Genomic DNA, 19495 nt, shown 5'->3' with positions numbered 1-19495 from the left:
TCTGACTTCGGGTCACGGCAGTCGGACGACCTGTCCCGCGTAGGACAGGCCGGCACCGAAGCCGACGAGCAGGGCGACGTCCCCGCTGCGCGCCTCGCCCGCCGTGCGCAGGTGGTCCAGCGCGAGCGGGATGGAGGCGGAGGAGGTGTTGCCGGAGTCCACGATGTCACGCGCGATCACGAGGTCTTCACGCGCACCCTTGGCGCGCAACCGCTTCGCGATCGCCTCGATGATCCGCAGGTTGGCCTGGTGCGGCACGAACACGTCCACTTCGGACAGCTCGATGCCGGCCAGCTCGACGGCACGCAGGGCGATGGGTGCGATCTGCGTGGTCGCCCAGCGGAAGACCGACTGGCCCTCCTGGGAGATGAACGAGTGCCGGTCGGGCACCTGGATCATCTCCGACATGTCCCCCGCGCTGCCCCACGCGACCGGGCCGATGCCCGGCTCGTCGGACGGGCCGACGACCGCCGCGCCCGCGCCGTCGCCGAAGATGATCGCGGTGGACCGGTCGACCGGGTTCACCCAGTCGCTGAGCTTCTCGGCACCGATCACGAGCACGTGCTCGGCGGTGCCCGCGCGGACCAGGTCGGACGCCGTGGCCAGCGCGTAGCAGAAGCCCGCGCAGGCGGCGTTGACGTCGAACGCGGCACCGGCCTGGACGCCGAGCCCGTAGGCGACCTGCGCCGCCGCGTTCGGGATCATCGACGGCATGGTGCAGGTCGCGACCAGCACGGCCTCGATGTCGGAGGGCTCCAGCCCGGCGTCCGCGATCGCCTTCGCGCCGGCCGCGATCGTCATGTCGACCAGGAGTTCGTCCGGCTTCGCGATCCGCCGGTTGGCGATGCCGACGCGGTCCCGGATCCACTCGTCGGAGGTCTCCACGACCTGCGCGAGGTCGTGGTTGCTGACGATCGTCTCGGGCTGGTAGCTGCCCATGCCGAGGATGCGGGAGCCGGCGCGCCCGGTGGGGGCGGCGAGGGAGGTCATGCGGACGCCTCCAGCAGCTCCACGAGCGCGTCGAGCTGGTCCGGGGTCTTCACTGCCAAGGTGGGGGTGCCCTTCAATTCGCGCTTCGCCAGGCCGGTCAGCGTGCCCGCGGGAGGCAGCTCGGCCACCGCGGTCACGGCGCGCGCGGCCAGCGTCGCCTGGCAGGAGTCCCACCGCACGGGGTGGGTCACCTGGGAGATGAGTCGGTTCAGCACGTCGGGGCCGGAGGTCACCACGGCACCGTCGGCGTTGGAGAGCAGCGGCAGCGCCGGGTCCGCCGCGGTGATCGCGGTGGCACGGGCGCGCAGCGCCTCTTCGGCGGGGGCCATGTACTCGGTGTGGAAGGCACCCGCGACCTGGAGCCGGCGGATCTTCGCCCGCTCCGGGGGGTTCTCGACCAGCTTGTCCAGCGCGTCCAGCGGGCCCGCGGCGACGATCTGCCCCGCGCCGTTCCGGTTCGCGCCGACCAGGCCCAGCTCGTGGAGCCGGGCCAGCACCGCCTCCTCCTCGCCGCCGAGCACGGCGGCCATGCCGGTCGGTTCGAGCGCGCAGGCGGCGGCCATCGCGGCTCCCCGCACGGCGGCCAGCGCCACGGCGTCGTCGGTGCTCAGCACACCCGCGATCGCGGCGGCGGCGAGCTCGCCGACCGAGTGCCCGGCCACGACGGTGTCCACGGGCAGCGACACCCGGCGGCGGAGCTCCTCGAACGCGAGCAGCGCCAGCGCCACGACCAGCGGTTGGGTGACGGAGGTGTCCTTGATCTCGTCGGCCTCGGCGGTGGTGCCCAACCGGAGCAGGTCCAACCCGGTCGCCTCGGACCAGGCCCCGACGCGCTCGGCCGCCCCCTCGACCGCGAGCCAGGGGGTGAACATGCCGGGCGTCTGGGACCCCTGTCCGGGGGCGAGGAGCGCGATCACCCGCCCACTGAACACGTTTTCGGCGGTCTCCCGGGATGCCGCCGCTGACGAAACGAGAGGGCAACGTTTGTAGGGTCTCTACAAATGTGACTCAAAGATGAACGTCGAACCACGTCCTGTGTTGTGGGGCACGGCTGATAACGGGCCATATGGGACGTGCGTCGTCCATCACACCCGTTCGAGGGTCACCACAACCCGCGAGCCCGCGCCAGCCGTCCCACGGCCAGCGCCACCCGGAGCACCAGGGCGTCACGGGGGTCGTTGGCGTTCCTCCCGGTGAGCTCGGTGGCCCTGCGGAGCCGGTAGCGCACGGTGTTCGGGTGGACGAACAGCCGCCGCGCGCACGCCTCCAGGACCCCCCCGACTTCCAGGAAGGCGTCCACGGTGTCCAGCAGCGCCCCGCCCGCGTCCTCCAGCGGCCGGGCGACGCGGTCGACCAGTTGCCACTCGGCCTCGGGGTCCCCCGCCAGCGCCCGCTCCGGCAACAGGTCCAGGGACCGGACCGGCCGGGGCGCGGCGGGCCACCCCACCACGGCCCGGAGCCCGGACAGCGCGTCGCTGGCGCTGCGGTGCGCGTCGGCCAGGCTCGACACGGACGGCCCGGCGACGACCGCCCCGGCCCCGAAGGCGTCGGCCAGGCGCGCCAGGGCGTCCCCGCTCCCGGTCTCCCCGCCCAGCACCACGACCAGCCGCGACCCCTGGACGCTGAGCAGCACGGGCCGCGACATCCGGGCCGCCCTGCTGCGCACCTCGAAGACCACGGCGGGCGGGTCGTCGGACGGCGGGTTGCCGACCAGGACGGTCGCCTCGGCGGCCGGGTCCCACCCCAGGGCGGTGGCGCGGGACAACAGGGACTCCTCGGCGTCCCCGCGCACGATGCCGTCGACGACGAGGGCTTCGAGCCGGGCGTCCCACGCCCCCCGGGCCTCGGCCGCCGCCGCGTAGGAGGTGGCGGCGGAAAACGCGATCTCCCGCCCGTACCGCAACACGCCCTCGGTCAACAGGGCCCGCTCGGCGTCCCCGTCCGCCAATTTCGGCAGGAACTGCTCGAACAACTCCAGGGCGATTCGAACCAATTCGACGGTCTGCCGCAGGCTGACCCAGCGGGAAAGGTCTTTGGGGGCGGCCCGGAAGGCTTCGGCGGTCAATCGGATGGCCTGCTGCGGGTCGTGCAGCCAGGAGACGAACCCGGCCACCCCGTTCTGGATGAGCAGCAGCACCCCGGCGCGCTGATCAGCGGGCATCCGCCGAAACCAGGGGAGTCGCGCCTCCATCTCGGCGACACTGGCCGACGCGAGGTCCCCGGAGGCCCGCTGCAAGGTCCGCAACGTCTCCCGAGACAACGCCGGCACCACCTCGTCAGACCCGCTCATGCCCACCACGATCGCACGCGCCCCGACCCCAGGCCCCGCCGACCACCCGAAACACCCTCCGGACAAGCGCGAACACCACCCCCGCCGGCACCGCGACACCACCCCGCCGAGTCGCGTTCTCCCCGTGCGGCCGGCGCGGCCGTCCCGACCGGGTCACCCGGGGGGACGCGGCGGATCTTTGTTTCCCCCGGCGGCCTGCCCGGCGGTCTGCGCGGCGGCCTGCCCGGTGGCGAGCGCGGGCTTTTATCTCCGGCTTTATACCGCCGCGCCCAAGGCCACTCCGAAGCCGCTTCCCGGCAAACCACAAAATGCTCGGGCGTGGCCTCCGGCCCCCGACACCATTATTCCACGGACCACCGACAATCGACCCGCGCCGCCGCCCGCCGTACCGCCATCACCCCGCCGCGCCCTTGCCTCCCCGCCCTCGCCGCCGTCCCGGCCTGCCGCCGCCGCGCCCTTGCCGCCCCGCCGCTCCGCCCTCGCCGCCCCGTCCCTCGGCTCCACCTCGTGCCGGCCGCACCGCCCACACCAACGAGTGACTGGACCTGACGACCCACCGCAACGGACCTACCTTCGGATGGTCATCTGCCAACACCCGGGAGGTCCGCCGTGCGCAGGCACGTGTCAGCCGGTTTGGCCCTAGTCACCGCCCTGTCCGTCCCGATCCCAGCGACAGCCACCGCCGACCCCCCTGACCTGACCCCGTTCACCACGCAGCACCTGACGTGGGCCGCCTGCGAGAACACCCTCGAATGCGCCGACGTGGTCCTGCCGCTCGACTACCGCAACCCGACCACCGACCACATCTCCGTCCGCATCAGCCGCCGCAAGGCCGGCGACCCGGCCGCGCGCCGGGGCATCCTCGTCCTCAACCCCGGTGGTCCGGGCGGGTCCGGGCTCAAGATGCCGAACGTCCTGGCGCAGTCCGCCCCCGCCAGGGTCTACGACCTGATCGGGTTCGACCCGCGCGGCGTGGGCGCGTCGACCGCGCTCAACTGCCGGACCTCGCCTGATTTCGCCACGCCGGACACGCGGCCGTCCGACGAGGACTTCCCCAAGTGGGCGGCCGAGGCGCGGGCCGCCGAGGAGGCGTGCCAACGATCGGGCGGCGCGATCCGGCCCCACATCAACACCGCCAACACCGCCCGCGACCTGGACGTCGTCCGCGCCGTCCTGGGGGAGGAGAAGCTCAACTACCTGGGCTACTCCTACGGCACCTACCTGGGTGCGGTCTACGGCAGCCTGTTCCCCGAGCGCCTCGACCGCAGCGTGCTGGACTCGTCCGTGCACCCGGACTGGGTCTGGCGCGGGCAGTTCCGCGCGCAGGCCATCGCCTACCGCCGCAACGTCGACCAGTGGTCCGAGTGGGCCGCCGCGCGCGACTCGAAGTTCGGGCTGGGCAAGACCGGGGCCGACGTGGTGGCCACCGTCGAGCGGATCGCCGCCCGGCTCGCGACCGACCCGGCTCCCGCCCAGAGCCGCACCACGTTCGACTCCGCGCTGGGCGTGGGCACGCGCTACCGCCCGCTCTGGGCGGAGATCGCCGACTCGGTGAGCGAGCTCAGGAGCCCCGCGCCCACCGGTGCCGCCCGGACGTCCACCCCGGCCCTCGAAGCGATGGCCCGCGCCGGGCAGACCGAGTTCGTCTCCGGCGTGTTCAACACCGTCGTGTGCGAGGTCGACTGGCCGACCGACATCGAGACCTACTACGAGGACATGCGGGTCTTCCGCGACCGCTACCCGTACGGGTTCGGGGTGCTCCGCGCGGCACCGACCACGTGCACGTACCGGTCGTTCACGCCACCCGAGCCCCCGGTGCGGCTCCAGCGCGCCGGGTACCCGATCGGGGTGGTCGTGCAGGCCGAGGGCGACACGCAGACCCAGTACGAGAGCGGTCCGGCGATGGCCGCGCGCCTGGGTCACAGCCTGATCACCGTCCGGGACGAGGGCAAGCACGGCGTCTACGGCAGCGGCAACCGGTGCGTCAACGCCAACGTGAACCACTACTTGGTGAACGGCGTGCTGCCGGACAGCAGCTCGATCTGCCCCGGCGACCCCCGTCCGGACGAGGACGTCCGCACGGACGTGCAGTCCTATCTGGACGGACGCGGGTTCGTCACGTGGACGGGGCCGGGGGCACCCCGCCCGCCCAAGCCGCGTCCCTAGGGACACCGCCCGGAAATCGGAAACGCCCGACGCGCACGAAGCGCGTCGGGCGTTTCCCTCTCCCCGGTCCCCACCGGTCATTCCACTCTGGACTGTTCCGGCCGCGCGCGCCACGTCAGTCACTCTTTCGTGCCGGCACTTCAGGTTGCCGGGTGATGCGGCCTGGGAAACGATCTCGCCAGGCAACATCGAGCGACATTCGAGGAGGGACGTCGTGGGCTCCCAGATCACCGAAGGACTCGGACAGGCGTGGGCGATGGTGGCCACGTTCGTACCGAAGCTCCTCGGCTTCCTGCTGGTGCTGTTGGTCGGCTGGCTCATCGCCAAGGCGCTCGCCAAGGGGGTCGGCTTCCTGCTCAAGCGCGTGGGCTTCGACCGCCTGGTCGAGAGGTCCGGGCTGGGCGGCGCGCTGGCCCAGTCGCCGATCGACGCGTCCGGCCTCATCGTCAAGATCGTCTACTACTTCGTGCTGCTGATCGCGCTCCAGCTCGCGTTCGGCGTCTTCGGCACCGGCAACGCGGTGAGCGCCCTGCTCAACGACGTGATCGCGTACCTGCCGCGCATCGTCGTGGCCATGGTGCTCGTGCTCGTCGCCGCCGCGATCGGCAAGGCGCTGCGCGGCCTGGTGACCGGTGCCCTCGGCAACCGGTCCTACACCAGGCTGCTCGGCAACATCACCTACGGCTTCATCGTGGCGCTCGGCGTGATCGCGGCGCTGAACCAGCTCGGCATCGCCGTCTCGGTCACCATGCCGGTGCTGATCACCGTGCTGGCCACGGTGGCGGGCGTGATCGTGATCGGTGTCGGCGGCGGCCTGGTGCGACCGATGCAGCAGCGCTGGGAGGGCTGGCTCCACCGGGTGCAGCAGGAGACCTCCGGCCACGCCCCGGCTCCGCGCCAGTCCCACGACCCGGTGATGCCGCCGCGCCCGACCGCGTCGGCCACGAGCCGGACCAGCCGCCCCACGTCGGCGGACGCCCCGACCCCGCCCTCCGGGATCCAGATGCCGCCCACCGACCGCTGAGCCGAGGTTCGGCAGAACACCTGATCAGGTGAAATCCGAGGAGCCCCGCCCCACCCGGGCGGGGCTCCTCGCGTCGGTCCGCACGCCGCCGCCCGCCGTCGTGCCGCCCGCCGACGCGCTCCGGCTCGCCAAGTCCACAGTGGACACCACGCGGACGTTGACCGGGCCACTCGCCCGTACGCCGTACGCCACTCGTCCACCTCCTCCCGCGCCCTGGGACCCGGCCCGTCCGACGAGACCCGGGAGGCGGCCACCAGTAGCGCCAAAGCCGGGGCAACGGCCCTCACGCGGTGGGAGGGTAGGCGGCGGGGGTGTACTCCGGCCGGAGGTCGAGGTGTCCACGAGAGCTGTGGCCGGCGTTACCCCGGGAATCCGAGAGCGCGGCCGGGTGTTGCCCGCGAAGAGACGAGGGGAGAGCGCGATGCGGGCCCTGATGGACCACGGCTTCACGGTGTTCGGCCAGTTCGTGTCCTACGCGGAGTTCATCGGCCAGGTGTTCGCGCTGGTCGTCGTCTACCTGGCGCAACGCCGGACGCTCTGGACGTGGCCGGTGCAACTCGTCTCGGTCACGCTGCTCTTCGTCGTCTACCTGTCCGCGCACCTCGGCGGCACCGCCGCGCGGCAGGTCGTGATCGCGCTGATCACCGTGTACGGCTGGTGGGCGTGGACGCGGCGGCGCGACCCGGTGTTCGGCGTGGTGGTCCGCAGGGGCACGCTCCGCGAGCGGATCGCCGTGGCGGTGGTCTTCGTGGTCGGCACGACGGGGTTCGCGCTGGTCCTGGACGCGCTGGACGCGTCGTGGGCACCGTGGCCCGACGCGGCGATCTTCGTCGGCACGGTCCTGGCGTTCGCCCTGCAAGGGCTCGGCCTGGTGGAGTTCTGGCTGGTGTGGCTGGCGGTGGACGCGATCGGCGTGCCCCTGCAACTGCACTCGGGCCTGTACTTCAGCGCGGCGGTCTACTCCGTGTTCGCCGTCCTCGTGGTGCGCGGGTGGATCGACTGGAACCGCGAAGCCAAACGAGCCGCCCTCGCCGCGACCCGCTGACCCCGGGCCCACCCGGCCACCGCTCAGCGACCGCTGAGCGCGCGGGCCACGTCGGTCGACAACTGTCTCAGCTCCGCGTCCAGCGACCCGGGATTGCCCAGACCGGCGTGCAACGCGCCCTGGAGGACCCGCGTCACCTCTTCGTAGTGCGCGGTCACGGGCCGGTTGCGGGCGCTCTCGACCGCCGTGCGCAGGACTCCCAGGTGCGGCAGCCGCGCGTTGAGCTCGGGTTTCCGGTACAGCGCCCGCAGCGACGGCGGGTACCCGGCCTGCTCCAGCAGCACCTGCTGGCTGGCCTCCCCGGCGAGGAACCGGATGAACTTCCGCGCGGTCAACTGGTGCTGGGAGCACCGCGACATCGCCAGGTTCCAGCCGCCCAGCGCCCCCGGGCCGGGCAGCGCCGCCATCCGGAACTTCCCCTTCAACGGCGACGCCTCCAGGACCTCCCGGGCGTAGGGCCAGTTGCGCAGGAACAGCGCCCGACCCTCCTTGAACTCCGTCAGGCTGTCCGACTCGTCGTAGGTCAGCGCCTCCTTCGGGATCCAGCCCTCCTCGATGCCCCGCGCCAGCATCCCGATCCCGGCCCGCGCCTCCGGCGAGTCCCAGTTCCACCGGCCTTCTTCGACGCCGTGCGCCCACACCGCTTCCAGGGCGTTCACCGTCAGCCCCTCGTACCGGTCGAGCTGCCCGACGTACCCCGCGATCCGGTGCTTCGGCCCCAGCACCTCGGCCGTCCGCTCCAGCTCCGACCACGTCGCCGGCCAGACCAGGCCCTCGGCGGCCAGCAGGTCGGACCGGTAGTAGAGCACCCCGACGTCGGCCCGCCACGGCACCGCCCACAACCGCCCGTCCACCACCACGGACCTGATCGTCGCGGGCAGGTACTGCTCCGCCTGGAACTCCTCGGGCGACAGCGGGACCAGGTAGCCGGACCTGGCGAACTCGGCCGTCCACACCACGTCCAGCGTCATCACGTCGTAGCACTGCGCCTGGTAGTCGCCCCGCGCGCCCACGAGGTCCTGCGCACGGGCCATGAGCTGGGCCCGGTAGGCGTCCGTCGGCGTCGGCAGCGGCACGTACGTCACCTGCTCGCCCCGCCGGGCGGTGGCGTTCCACTCGTCCACCCGCTGCTTGATCTGCCGGTTCGACAGGTCCTGGCTGTCGACGAAGGTGATCCGCCCCACGCCGTCGCGCGCCGGGTCGATCGCCGGCACACCGCACGCCGCGACCAGCAGTGCCACCACCACCGGCACCAGCCACCTGGTCAACGCCCCCCGCTGCCTAGCCATCGGTACCCCACAGTCCGTCCGCCACCAGGTCGAGCGCCCGGTCCACGTCCCGTTCGGCGAAGCAGTCCCCCCGGTACGCGGCCCGGAACACGCCGAGCTGGCTGACCGCCGAGCACGCCCCCTCGGCGAACCCCACCCCGTACACGGTCACCGGCGAGTCCAGCACCGGCGGTCGGACCGGCGCGGCGGTCGCGGTGCCGCTGAGGACCACGATCGGCCGGTCCGACCCGAACTCGGCGACGCCGCGCTCCACCACGCCCGCCAGGTCGCCGGGCGCGAAGTCCAGCCGCAGCACCTCGCCGCGCGGCCGGATCCGCTCGGTGAGCCGGTCCGCGAGCTGTTCCGCGCGCGCCGTCCCGTCCACCGCGAGCACCACCGGGGTCGACCGGCCGGCCGACCGCCACGCCGCGCGCACCGCCGTCGCGTCCACCTCCAGCGCCAGCGCGGGCTGCCGGTCCGGCCGGATTCCCTCGTGCGGCTCGGGCACCCAGTCCTGGTCGCGGAAGCCGGCGTGCCGGAACGCCTCCTGCGCCGACCCGTCCCCCAGGTGGTCCTGGAACCGCTGGACGACGGCCTCGCGCCGCACGTTGCGCGGCCGGTCGCGCCGCACCACCGACACGAACGGGTGGGTCAGGTGCACGGTGCCGCCCGTCGGGTAGACCGCCTGGAGGCACGTCAGGTCGCGGATCGCCTTCTCCGAGCCGAGCACCGCCCGGTCCGCCGCCGGGCACGGGCCGGCCGGCTGCGGCGCGGTGCGCAGCGCCACGTCCCGCAACCGCCGCGCCACGTCCGGGCCGTCCAGCACCGCCGCGTCCAGCACCTCGACGTCGAGTTCGGCCCGCACCAGCGCCGCCGCCGCCGCCAGGCCCGCGCCGGACGCGTCCGCGTCGACCGCCGCGAGGGTCCGGAACGCGGCCAGCTCCCGCCACTCGAACGAGGGGTTCCGCGCCCGGTCCGGCGCGACGCCCAGCACGAGCTGCGAGTACGCCACCGGGCCGCGCTCGTCCAGCTCGACGTCGGTGCGCCCGCTGTCGGCGAGGATGGCGCGCACCTCGGCCACCTCCCACCCGGTGTCCGGCAACCAGACGTGCGGCTCGGGGCTCAGCGCGGCCACGTCGCCGTCCGGCCAGCCCCGGCCCAGCGCCGCCGCGCTCCGCTCGGACACGCCCACCGCCACGTACACGTCGGCCTGCTTGCACCCGGTGCCGTCGAAGGTCCGCGACCGGTCCTCGAACTCGGCCGCCAGGGTCCGCACCACGTCCGCCTTCTCCGCCGAGGTGAGCACGTTGAGCTGCACCGGGTTCGGGCACGGCGGTTCCGGCGCGGGCGCGCCCAGCAGCGCGTCGCAGGACAGCGGGGCGGCCAGCAGCACGGCCAGCACCGGCACGGCCCACCGGACCCGCGCCGCCGGCCGGGGCGGTCGGGCGGACGACGGCGTGTGCGGGTGGTCGGGCCGGCTGAGCCAGGCCGCGCCGCGCACCTCCTTCACGTCCACCGGGACCCGCCGGTACGAGTCCGGGTCGCACCCCGCGTCGTCGCGGACCACGTCCTGGTAGAACCGGTCGGACACGATCAGCGCCAGCTCGCCCGGCCGGCGGGTCACCTCGTCGCGCAGCGCGGCGCAGTCCAGCAGCCGGAACGCCAGCACCAGCCCGTCGCCCATCACGCCGTTGCCGTCGTTGAGCACCTCGCCGGCGGTGATCGCGGCGCGCAGCCGGATGCCGGTCTGCGGCCGGAACATCGCGTTGTACCGGCGCAACTGGCCCACCAGCGCGTGGGGCAGGGCGGATACCACGCGGCTGTTCGGCACCCCGGCGGGCACCAGCACGAACAGCCCGTCGCCGCGGTCTTCGTGGTAGGTGCCGTCCCAGTCGTCGTCCCACGGCACGCCGCACTCGACGAATGCGGCCTCCAACGCCGCGTAGAGCCCGTGCCGCACCGCCTGCTGCTGGCTGCGGCCGAGCGCGCCGAACCCGCAGACGTCCACCGCCAGCATCGTCCGGTGGACCGCGGGCCGCGGCGTCCCCATTGCCCCCCTCGTCGGCGTGTCCCGCCGATTCTATGGTGTGGATCACACCCGCGGTGGGCGGAACGGCCCGAATGCCCACCGCCCCCGCCCGGCCGCCGCTGAGGAGCCCGTGGCCGTCGGCCCCCTCCCCGGATGTCGATCTCCCCGCCGCGCGGTGCCAGAGCGCCTCTCAGGGGCCGCTACGGGTATCGCGCGGGTGGCTTCCGCCCCTCACCGGTTCCGTGACGCAGATCGTAGGAGCGCCCCTCGCTCGCGAGCCCGCAAAAAGGCGTGTGGGGCCCGACCCGATCGGGTGGAGCCCCACACGCCTCGCGAAACCCGCTGTGCCCGACCGCTACGCGAGACCCGCGTCCGAGGTGGACGGGCCCGCCGCGTTCACGTCGTCGATGCGGTACTTGCCCGCCGCCTGCACCACCAACGACTGCTCGACCTCGCCGCGCCTGGCGAGCGCCGCCAGCGTGGCCACCGTGATCGACTCGGCGTCGACCAGGAAGTGCCGCCGCGCCGCCGGGCGGGTGTCGGAGAAGCCGAAGCCGTCCGTGCCCAGCGTCGTCATGTCGGTCGGCACGTACGGCCGGATGAGGTCCGGCACGGCCGTCATCCAGTCCGACACCGCCACCACCGGACCGGCCGCCTCGGACAGCACCCGGGTCACGTAGGGCACCCTCGGCTCCTGGTCGGGGTTCAGCAGGTTGTGCCGGTCCACCTCGACCGCCTCGCGGCGCAGCTCGGAGTACGACGTCGCGGACCAGATGTCGGCCTGCACGCCCCAGTCCTCGGCCAGCAGCCGCTGCGCCTTGAGCGCCCACGGCATCGCCACGCCGGAGGCCAGCACCTGGGCGCGCGGACCCGTGCCGGGCCCGGCCTGGTAGCGGTACAGGCCCTTGAGCAGGCCGTCCACGTCCAGGCCCGCCGGCTCGGCCGGCTGCTGGTACGGCTCGTTGTAGACGGTCATGTAGTAGAAGATGTTCTCGGCGTTCTCGCCGTACATCCGCCGCAGGCCGTCCCGCACGATGTGCGCCACCTCGAACGACCACGCCGGGTCGTAGGAGACCACCGCGGGGTTGGTGTGCGCGAGCAGCAGCGAGTGCCCGTCAGCGTGCTGGAGGCCCTCGCCGGTCAGCGTGGTGCGGCCCGCCGTCGCGCCCAGCACGAAACCGCGCGCCATCTGGTCGGCCGCCGCCCACAGGCCGTCGCCGGTCCGCTGGAACCCGAACATCGAGTAGAAGATGTAGATCGGGATCATCGGCTCGCCGTGCGTGGCGTAAGACGTGCCCGCCGCGGTGAACGACGCCGTCGAACCGGCCTCGTTGATGCCCTCGTGCAGGATCTGGCCCTGCTCGGACTCCTTGTACGCCAGCATGAGCTGGGCGTCCACGGACGTGTAGAGCTGCCCGTTCGGGTTGTAGATCTTCTGCGCCGGAAACATCGAGTCCATGCCGAACGTGCGCGCCTCGTCCGGGATCACCGGCACGATCCGGTTGCCGATCTCCGGGTCCTTGGCCAGGTCCCGGACCAGCCGGACGAACGCCATGGTGGTGGCGACCTCCTGCTTGCCCGAGCCGCGCCGGATCACGTCGTAGACCTTGTCACCGGGCAGCACCAGCGCCTTGGCCCTGGTCCGGCGCTCCGGCACGTAGCCGCCGAGCTGCTTGCGGCGCTCCTGGAGGTACTGGATCTCCGGCGAGTCCTGACCGGGGTGGTAGTACGGCGGCAGGTACGGGTCGAGGTCGCTGTCCGGGATCGGGATGCGCAGGCTGTCCCGGAACAGCTTCAGGTCCTCGTGGGTCATCTTCTTCATCTGGTGCGTGGCGTTGCGCGCGGCGAAGTGCGGGCCCAGGCCGTAGCCCTTGATGGTCTTGGCGAGGATGACCGTCGGCTGGCCGTGGTGCTCGGTGGCCGCCTTGTACGCCGCGTAGACCTTGCGGTAGTCGTGACCGCCGCGCTTGAGGTTCCACACCTCGTCGTCGGTCATCGGCGAGACCAGCTCCTTGGTCCGCGGGTCGCGGCCGAAGAAGTGCTCCTTCACATACGCGCCGTCGTTGGCCTTGTAGGTCTGGTAGTCGCCGTCCGGCGTCTGGTTCATCAGGTTGACCAGCGCGCCGTCGCGGTCCGCGTGCAGCAGCGAGTCCCACTCGCGGCCCCAGATGACCTTGATGACGTTCCAGCCGGCACCCCGGAAGAACGCCTCCAGCTCCTGGATGATCTTGCCGTTGCCGCGGACCGGGCCGTCCAGGCGCTGGAGGTTGCAGTTGACCACGAAGGTCAGGTTGTCGAGCTGCTCGTTGGCGGCGATCTGGAGCAGGCCGCGCGATTCCGGCTCGTCCATCTCGCCGTCGCCGAGGAACGCCCAGACGTGCTGGTCGGACGTGTCCTTGATGCCGCGGTCGCGCAGGTACCGGTTGAACCGGGCCTGGTAGATCGCGTTCATCGGGCCCAGGCCCATGGAGACGGTCGGGAACTCCCAGAAGTCCGGCATCAGCCGCGGGTGCGGGTACGACGGCAGGCCGCCGCCGGGGCCGGCGTGCGAGTACTCCTGGCGGAACCCGTCGAGCTGCTGGGCGGAGAGCCGGCCCTCCAGGAAGGCGCGCGCGTACACCCCGGGCGAGGCGTGGCCCTGGATGAACACGTGGTCGCCGCCGCCGGGGTGGTCCTTGCCGCGGAAGAAGTGGTTGAAGCCGACCTCGTAGAGGCTCGCGGAGGAGGCGTAGGTCGAGATGTGACCGCCGACACCCACGCCGGGCCGCTGCGCGCGGTGCACCGTCATGGCCGCGTTCCACCGGATCCACGCCCGGTAGCGCCGCTCGACCTCCTCGTCGCCGGGGAACCACGGCTCACGCTCGGTGGCGATGGTGTTGACGTAGTCCGTGCTGGTCAGCGCCGGTACACCGACGTGACTCTCCCTCGCCCGCTCCAGGAGCCGCAGCATCAGGTAGCGGGCCCGCTGCTGCCCGCCGCCCTTGAGCGCGGCGTCGAAGGACTCCAGCCACTCCGCGGTCTCCTCCGGGTCGATGTCCGGGAGGTGGGCGGCCAGGCCGTCACGGATGACGTGCACCCGTTCGGGAGTGTTCTGGGGGCTCAAGGGATCTCCTCGTTCCGGGGTCTCTGACTCCCATCGTCACCCGAGGTACCCGATCCGGGCACTGCTACCCGTGAGTAGTTCTGGATCGTGTCTCTCGCGCGCGCGAATAGGAGGTATGTAGAGCGTGCCTCATCCGGATGGAGGAACGCATCCCGGGGTACCCGATGCGGCGTGTCTTGGCTGTTACGGTTGCGCTCGGCAGGCCCGACAGTGTTCGCTAACCGCGACTGGTAGTGACATCGCGCGGCAGTCGAACCCGACTGCCGCTCTTGTGTACTTGGAGGAGTGGAAGCCGTGGTCGCCGCGGAAGACGCCGGCAAGATCGGTGTCGCCGACAGGCTCGGGATCGAACCGGGCAACGTGGTCCAGGAGATCGGCTGGGACGAGGACGTCGACGACGACCTGCGTGCCGCCGTCGAAGAGCGAGTCGGCAGCGATCTGCTCGACGAGGACACCGACGACGTCGTGGAGGTGGTCGTGCTGTGGTGGCGCGACGACGACGGCGACCTGACCGACGCCCTGATCAACGCCACCACGTCGCTGGCCGAGGAAGGCGTGATCTGGGTCCTGACGCCCAAGACCGGGCGCGAGGGTCACGTCGAGCCGAGTGACATCGCCGAGAGCGTGTCGACCGCGGGGCTCGCCCAGACCTCGAACCTCGCCGTGAGCCCCGACTGGACGGCCACCAGACTGGTGTCCCCGAAGTCGGCCAAGACCAAGCGCTGAGCACCACCCGACCGCGCTGCCGCTAGGCTCGACGACGGGCTCCGCAAGCGTGGAGCCCGTCTTCTCGGGTCGGTGCGCGGAAGGGTGTGGCATGGCGGTCGAGGTCGGTTCGGAGGCTCCGGACTTCACGCTCAACGACTACAACAAGCAGCCGGTGACGTTGTCGTCGTTCCGCGGCGAGCGCAGCGTGCTGCTGGTGTTCTACCCGTTCGCGTTCAGCGGGATCTGCACCGGCGAGCTGTGCCAGGTGCGGGACGAGCTCGCGGCGTACGAGGACGAGGGCGTCCAGGTCGTCGGGGTGTCCGTGGACACCCCCTTCAGCCTCAAGGCGTGGGCCGACCAGCAGGGGTACTCGTTCCCGCTGCTCTCGGACTTCTGGCCGCACGGCGCGGTCGCGGCCGAGTACGGCGTGTTCAACGAGACCGCCGGTCTGGCCAACCGGGGCACGTTCCTGATCGACCGGGCGGGCGTGGTGCGCTACGCCGAGGTCAACGCGCCCGGCGAGGCGCGCGACCAGGAGGCCTGGAAGAAGGCAGTGGCCGCGCTGAAGTCCTGATAGCGTTCCGGCGTCGCCCCGAGCGGGGTGGACGCCTCCGGGCGTGTAGCTCAGCGGAAGAGCACTCGGTTTACACCCGAGCGGTCGCAGGTTCGAATCCTGTCGCGCCCACCAGTGTGCAGTGTGTGCAGGTTCACATTTTCTTCGAAAATGGACGAAATTCGGCTCTTATTCGGCCGGTGGGACACTCCGAATCATTCTCATCATGGCCTTTCCCATCATTCGGGGATTCCACTATCAGGGCATTGCGTGAGCGTCTGCCTGCCGGGACGCTGGACTCATGCACAACCCGGAGCTCCACGTCAAGCTCCCGTCGGACCTGCCGAGCGAGAGCTACGAGGGCATCCGGCTCGCCGTCTCCAGCCTGCTGGAACTGTGGGGCGTGGAGGACGCGGGCACGAGTCTGACCAGTACCGGACCCGAGTCGACGCCATTGTCGACGAACAGCGCCGGCGAGTGAGGAAAACCCGGTCGAAATGTCCGCGCGCCCTTTTCCGGCCCGCCGCCGTGGGCGGTGCGGTCGTGCGTGAGCGGACTCCCGACCCGACGGACCCCGGACATGACGAACGCCCGGCCTGATCGAGGCCGGGCGTTCGCGGACGGGGGATCTAGCGGGCCAGCAGGGAGGTGATCTCCTGGGCCGCGCTGCCCGCTTGCAACAGGTGGTGGAGGTGCTCCGGCAGCACGTCGCCGCGCTTCTGCACGGCCTGCGCGTAGAGCCTGCCCGCGCGGTAGGAGGAGCGGACCAGGGGACCGGCCATGACACCGGAGAAGCCGATGCCCTCGGCGGTCTCCTTGTGGGTCACGAACTCCTCGGGCTTCACCCAGCGCTCGACCGGGTGGTGCCGGGGCGACGGGCGCAGGTACTGGGTGATCGTGATGATCTCGCAGCCCGCGGCGTGCAGGTCGCGCAGCGCCTCGGCGACCTCCTCCGGGGTCTCGCCCATGCCCAGGATCAGGTTCGACTTGGTGACCAGGCCGGCCTCGCGGGCCCTCGTGATCACCTCCAGCGACCGCTCGTAGCGGAACGCCGGGCGGATGCGCTTGAAGATCCTCGGCACGGTCTCCAGGTTGTGCGCGAGCACCTCGGGCCGGGACCCGAACACCTCGGCGAGCTGCTCGGGGACCGCGTTGAAGTCCGGGATCAGCAGCTCGACGCCCGTGCCGGGGTTGAGCTCGTGGATCTGCCGGACCGTCTCCGCGTACAGCCACGCGCCGCCGTCGGCCAGGTCGTCACGCGCCACACCGGTCACCGTGGAGTACCGCAGGCCCATCGCCTGCACGGACTCGGCCACCCGGCGCGGTTCGTCGCGGTCCAGGTCGGCGGGCTTGCCGGTGTCGATCTGGCAGAAGTCGCAGCGCCGGGTGCACTGCTCGCCACCGATCAGGAAGGTGGCCTCGCGGTCTTCCCAGCACTCGTAGATGTTGGGGCAGCCGGCCTCTTCGCACACCGTGTGCAGGCCCTCGCGTTTGACCAGGCTCTTGAGCTCCCGGTACTCGGGGCCCATCTTCGCCTTGGTCTTGATCCACGAGGGCTTCTTCTCGATGGGCGTTTGACTGTTGCGGACTTCTAGTCGCAGCAGCTTCCGACCCTCAGGTACGACGGTCACGGGCCAACCCTACGTCACGGGAGGTCGGGCGTGACGCCCGTGAGATCGGCGGTCAGGTCCCACAACCGGCCCGCCACGAGCTCGTCGCGGGCCGCCGCCGTGGAGATCGCGCGGGCCGGGTGGCCACGGGTGCCGCGGAACCCGTCCGGGCCGTAGTAGCCGCCGCCCTCCACGTCGGGTGCCGTGGCCGCGCAGAGCTGCGGCAACGCCCCCATCGCCACGTTCTGCGAGAACAGCCCGGTGATCTTCGCGCCCAGCGCCAGCAGCGGGTTGCGCTGCGCGCGGGCCATCGTGGAGCTGAGCTCGGTGACCGTCAGGCCCGGGTGCGCGGCGACGGACGTCACGTCCGCTCCCGCCCGGCGGCAGCGCCGGTCGAGCTCCCCGGCGAACAGCAGGTTCGCCAGCTTCGACTGGGCGTACGCGCCCCACGCCGAGTACCGGCGCACCTCGTAGTTCGGGTCGGCCAGGTCGACCGCGCCCTGCTGGTGGGCGAGGCTGGACACGGTCACCACGCGGGCCCCCGGTGTCGCGCGCAGCAGCGGCACCAGCCGCCACGTCAGCGCGGCGTGGCCCAGGTGGTTGGTGCCGAACTGGCGCTCGAAGCCGTCGGCGGTGCGCTCCAGCGGACAGGCCATCACACCGGCGTTGTTGATCAGCACGTCGAGCCGGTCGGTCCGGTCGCGCACCTCGGCGGCGGCGTCGCGGACCGACATGAGGTCGGCCAGGTCCAGCGCGACGAGCTCGGCCGCGCCGCCGGTCGCGAGCACCTGCTCCAGCGCGCGCTGCCCCCGTTCAGGGGACCGGCAGGTCATCAGGACCCGTGCGCCCTTCGCGCTGAGCACCTCGGCGGTGCGCAGGCCGAGACCCGAGTTCGCCCCGGTGACCAGCGCGGTGCGGCCGGTCTGGTCGGGGATGTCCGCTTCGGTCCACTTCATGGTCACCACCTAACCGGCGTCAGGCGCTCTTGGCGAACCCGGGGGACCACGCCCCCGCCTGCGGTGAGGAGGGCCACGATGACCGTCGATCGACGAACGCCCGCACCGGACTCCCTGCACGGACGCGCCCCTCGGCGGCGTCCACGACACCGTGCCGTTCGCGCTGTGGGCGGCGGCCCCGACCTCGACGACTACGAGCGCGCCACCGGGATCACCGCCGGCGACGGCACCACCTGCGCCATCGTGGCGGCATACGTCGGGAGCGGGGCCCGCAGGCCCACGCGGAACAGTCCGGGGCGTCGGATCGCGGGCACCGGTGGGCGGCGATTAGCGTTGAGCCGTGGAACTGGAGCTGCGCATCTTCACCGAGCCCCAGCAGGGGGCTTCCTACGACGACCTGCTGCGCGTCGCCCGCGCCGCCGAGGACGCGGGCTACGGCGCGTTCTTCCGGTCCGACCACTACCTGCGGATGGGCCCCGGCGACGGGCTGCCCGGCCCGACCGACGCGTGGATCACGCTGGCCGGCCTGGCCCGCGACACCACGACGATCCGGCTGGGCACGCTGGTCACCGCCGCGACCTTCCGCCACCCCGGCCCGCTCGCGGTCTCGGTGGCCCAGGTGGACGTGATGTCCGGCGGTCGGGTCGAGTTCGGCCTCGGTACCGGCTGGTTCGAGGAGGAGCACGCCGCCTACGGCCTGCGCTTCCCGTCGCTGGGGGAGCGGTTCGAGCTGTTCGAGGAGCAGCTCGCGGTCATCACCGGCCTGTGGGGCACGCCGGTGGGCGAGCGGTTCTCGTTCGAGGGCAAGCACTACGCGCTGGCCGACTCGCCCGCGCTGCCCAAGCCCGCGCAGTCGCCGGTCCCGGTGGTGATCGGCGGCACGGGCGCGAAGCGCACGCCCGCGCTGGCCGCGAAGTACGCCACCGAGTTCAACCTGCCGTTCGTCGACGTCGCGTTCGCCGCCGGGCAGTTCGAGCGGGTCGACCAGGCGTGCCGGGAGATCGGCCGCGACCCGGCCACGATGACCCGCTCGGCGGGCCTGGTGCTGTGCGTGGGCCGGGACGACGCCGAGGTGGCCCGCCGGGCGGCGGCGATCGGTCGCGAGGTGGCCGAGCTCAAGGAGAACGGCCTGGCCGGCACCCCCGCCGAGGTCGTCGAGCGGCTCGGCGAGTGGCAGGCCGCGACCGGGATCGGCCGGGTCTACCTCCAGGTGCTGGACCTGGCCGACCTCGACCACCTGGAGCTGGTGGCGGCCGAGGTCGCGCCTCAGGTCCGGAGCTGACCCGCGACGTCCGACGCGGCGGTGAGCAGGACGAGCACGGGGATGGTGGCCGCGCTGCGCAGCCGGTAGCTCCCGCGCTTGTCCTGCTCCACCACGCCGGAGCCGGTGAGCGCCTTCAGGTGGTGGTAGAGCTGGCCGGTGGAGCCGAGCCGGGCGGCCTCCTGGAGCGCCGCCGCCGGCTGCGGGCCCTGCGCCAGCAGGGAGCGCACGATGTCCACCCGCGCCGGGTGCGCCAGCGCGGCCAGCACCTCGATCCGGGGCCGGTCGGCCAGGGACAGCGCGCGTTCCGGTGTCACGTCCATCTGCCAGGTCACCCGTCCGCCGCCCAGCGACACCCGCCCGCCGTAGCCGAACGCGCCGCCGGCGTCCTCGGCCTCGGGCAGCACCACGCTCTCGCGCCCGTCGCCCTCCAGGGCCGCCACGCGCTGCTCCAGCTCGGCAAGTCGCTGCACCAGGTCCACCGTGGACATC

At 72.3% G+C, this 19495-nt stretch carries 17 protein-coding genes and 1 tRNA gene; 8 read left to right on the top strand and 10 right to left on the bottom strand.

All coding sequences use genetic code 11. From position 1 onward, the window contains the following. Nucleotides 1-12: 12 nt before the first annotated feature. The 3 genes from AB0G01_RS09710 to AB0G01_RS09700 all read right to left on the bottom strand — a co-directional run bounded on the left by AB0G01_RS09710 (nt 13) and on the right by AB0G01_RS09700 (nt 3280). Nucleotides 13-990 carry a beta-ketoacyl-ACP synthase III gene (locus AB0G01_RS09710; RefSeq protein WP_360941896.1) on the bottom strand — a complete coding sequence of 326 codons (978 nt, stop codon included), beginning with the start codon at nt 988-990 and terminating at the stop codon, nt 13-15. After that, nucleotides 987-1922, bottom strand: coding sequence for an ACP S-malonyltransferase (locus AB0G01_RS09705; RefSeq protein ID WP_360941894.1), 936 nt, complete (start codon nt 1920-1922; stop codon nt 987-989). Before AB0G01_RS09705 ends, AB0G01_RS09710 begins: the two co-directional genes overlap by 4 nt. A 170-nt stretch (nt 1923-2092) precedes the next feature. Further along, nucleotides 2093-3280: a helix-turn-helix domain-containing protein gene (locus AB0G01_RS09700; protein WP_360941892.1), complete on the bottom strand. Its 1188-nt coding sequence runs from the start codon at nt 3278-3280 to the stop codon at nt 2093-2095. Between the two features lie 609 nt (nt 3281-3889). Between AB0G01_RS09700 and AB0G01_RS09695 the strand changes: the two genes are divergently transcribed. Both AB0G01_RS09695 and AB0G01_RS09690 read left to right on the top strand, forming a co-directional pair. Then, nucleotides 3890-5446, top strand: a complete 1557-nt coding sequence (locus AB0G01_RS09695) for an alpha/beta fold hydrolase (RefSeq protein WP_360941890.1) — start codon at nt 3890-3892, stop codon at nt 5444-5446. 214 nt (nt 5447-5660) lie between these two features. Further along, nucleotides 5661-6470 (top strand): hypothetical protein, encoded by an 810-nt coding sequence (locus tag AB0G01_RS09690; RefSeq protein ID WP_360941887.1) that lies wholly within the window; start codon nt 5661-5663, stop codon nt 6468-6470. 24 nt (nt 6471-6494) lie between these two features. On the opposite strand, the gene AB0G01_RS09685 is transcribed toward AB0G01_RS09690, so the two are convergent. Continuing rightward, nucleotides 6495-6662 (bottom strand): hypothetical protein, encoded by a 168-nt coding sequence (locus tag AB0G01_RS09685; protein WP_360941884.1) that lies wholly within the window; start codon nt 6660-6662, stop codon nt 6495-6497. Nucleotides 6663-6891: 229 nt separating this feature from the next. Here AB0G01_RS09685 and pnuC point away from each other — a divergent pair, with 229 nt between their 5' ends. After that, nucleotides 6892-7515: a nicotinamide riboside transporter PnuC gene (gene pnuC / locus AB0G01_RS09680; RefSeq protein WP_360941881.1), complete on the top strand. Its 624-nt coding sequence runs from the start codon at nt 6892-6894 to the stop codon at nt 7513-7515. A gap of 23 nt (nt 7516-7538) precedes the next feature. Here pnuC and AB0G01_RS09675 read toward each other — a convergent pair whose 3' ends face one another. The 3 genes from AB0G01_RS09675 to aceE all read right to left on the bottom strand — a co-directional run bounded on the left by AB0G01_RS09675 (nt 7539) and on the right by aceE (nt 13915). Beyond that, a complete protein-coding gene (locus AB0G01_RS09675) occupies nt 7539-8804 on the bottom strand; it encodes an ABC transporter substrate-binding protein (protein ID WP_360941878.1) in 1266 nt (421 codons plus the stop codon). Beyond that, nucleotides 8797-10833 carry a substrate-binding domain-containing protein gene (locus AB0G01_RS09670; protein ID WP_360941875.1) on the bottom strand — a complete coding sequence of 679 codons (2037 nt, stop codon included), beginning with the start codon at nt 10831-10833 and terminating at the stop codon, nt 8797-8799. Before AB0G01_RS09670 ends, AB0G01_RS09675 begins: the two co-directional genes overlap by 8 nt. A gap of 334 nt (nt 10834-11167) precedes the next feature. Next, nucleotides 11168-13915: a pyruvate dehydrogenase (acetyl-transferring), homodimeric type gene (gene aceE, locus AB0G01_RS09665; RefSeq protein WP_360941872.1), complete on the bottom strand. Its 2748-nt coding sequence runs from the start codon at nt 13913-13915 to the stop codon at nt 11168-11170. A 294-nt stretch (nt 13916-14209) separates the two neighbouring features. Between aceE and AB0G01_RS09660 the strand changes: the two genes are divergently transcribed. From AB0G01_RS09660 to AB0G01_RS09645, 4 genes are all read left to right on the top strand, one after another. Beyond that, nucleotides 14210-14641 (top strand): DUF3052 domain-containing protein, encoded by a 432-nt coding sequence (locus AB0G01_RS09660; protein ID WP_360941869.1) that lies wholly within the window; start codon nt 14210-14212, stop codon nt 14639-14641. A gap of 91 nt (nt 14642-14732) precedes the next feature. Next, on the top strand, nt 14733-15197 hold the full coding sequence (locus AB0G01_RS09655) for a peroxiredoxin (protein WP_360941866.1): 465 nt from the start codon (nt 14733-14735) through the stop codon (nt 15195-15197). A 39-nt stretch (nt 15198-15236) separates the two neighbouring features. Continuing rightward, nucleotides 15237-15311 (top strand) — tRNA-Val (locus AB0G01_RS09650). Between the two features lie 166 nt (nt 15312-15477). Next, nucleotides 15478-15657, top strand: a complete 180-nt coding sequence (locus tag AB0G01_RS09645; protein ID WP_360941863.1) for a hypothetical protein — start codon at nt 15478-15480, stop codon at nt 15655-15657. A 148-nt stretch (nt 15658-15805) separates the two neighbouring features. Here the strand turns inward: AB0G01_RS09645 and lipA are convergent, their stop codons facing one another. Both lipA and AB0G01_RS09635 read right to left on the bottom strand, forming a co-directional pair. Continuing rightward, entirely contained in the window at nt 15806-16807 is a 1002-nt protein-coding gene (lipA, locus tag AB0G01_RS09640) for a lipoyl synthase (protein WP_360941860.1), read from the bottom strand. A gap of 14 nt (nt 16808-16821) precedes the next feature. Continuing rightward, nucleotides 16822-17742, bottom strand: a complete 921-nt coding sequence (locus AB0G01_RS09635; protein ID WP_360941857.1) for an oxidoreductase — start codon at nt 17740-17742, stop codon at nt 16822-16824. Between the two features lie 346 nt (nt 17743-18088). On the opposite strand from AB0G01_RS09635, the gene AB0G01_RS09630 reads away from it, so the two are divergent. Beyond that, the gene (locus AB0G01_RS09630; RefSeq protein WP_360943269.1) at nt 18089-19024 is read left to right on the top strand and encodes an LLM class F420-dependent oxidoreductase; all 936 of its coding nucleotides are present in this window, start codon (nt 18089-18091) and stop codon (nt 19022-19024) included. Here the strand turns inward: AB0G01_RS09630 and AB0G01_RS09625 are convergent. Next, nucleotides 19009-19494 carry a helix-turn-helix domain-containing protein gene (locus AB0G01_RS09625; protein WP_360941854.1) on the bottom strand — a complete coding sequence of 162 codons (486 nt, stop codon included), beginning with the start codon at nt 19492-19494 and terminating at the stop codon, nt 19009-19011. The genes AB0G01_RS09630 and AB0G01_RS09625 overlap by 16 nt on opposite strands. Nucleotide 19495 lies beyond the last annotated feature (1 nt).

The sequence above is a fragment of the Actinosynnema sp. NPDC023587 genome, assembly GCF_040640215.1.
Taxonomy (GTDB): domain Bacteria; phylum Actinomycetota; class Actinomycetes; order Mycobacteriales; family Pseudonocardiaceae; genus Actinosynnema.
The sequence above is the reverse complement of the archived record's forward strand: the minus strand, read 5'-3'. Positions and strand labels throughout refer to the sequence as shown.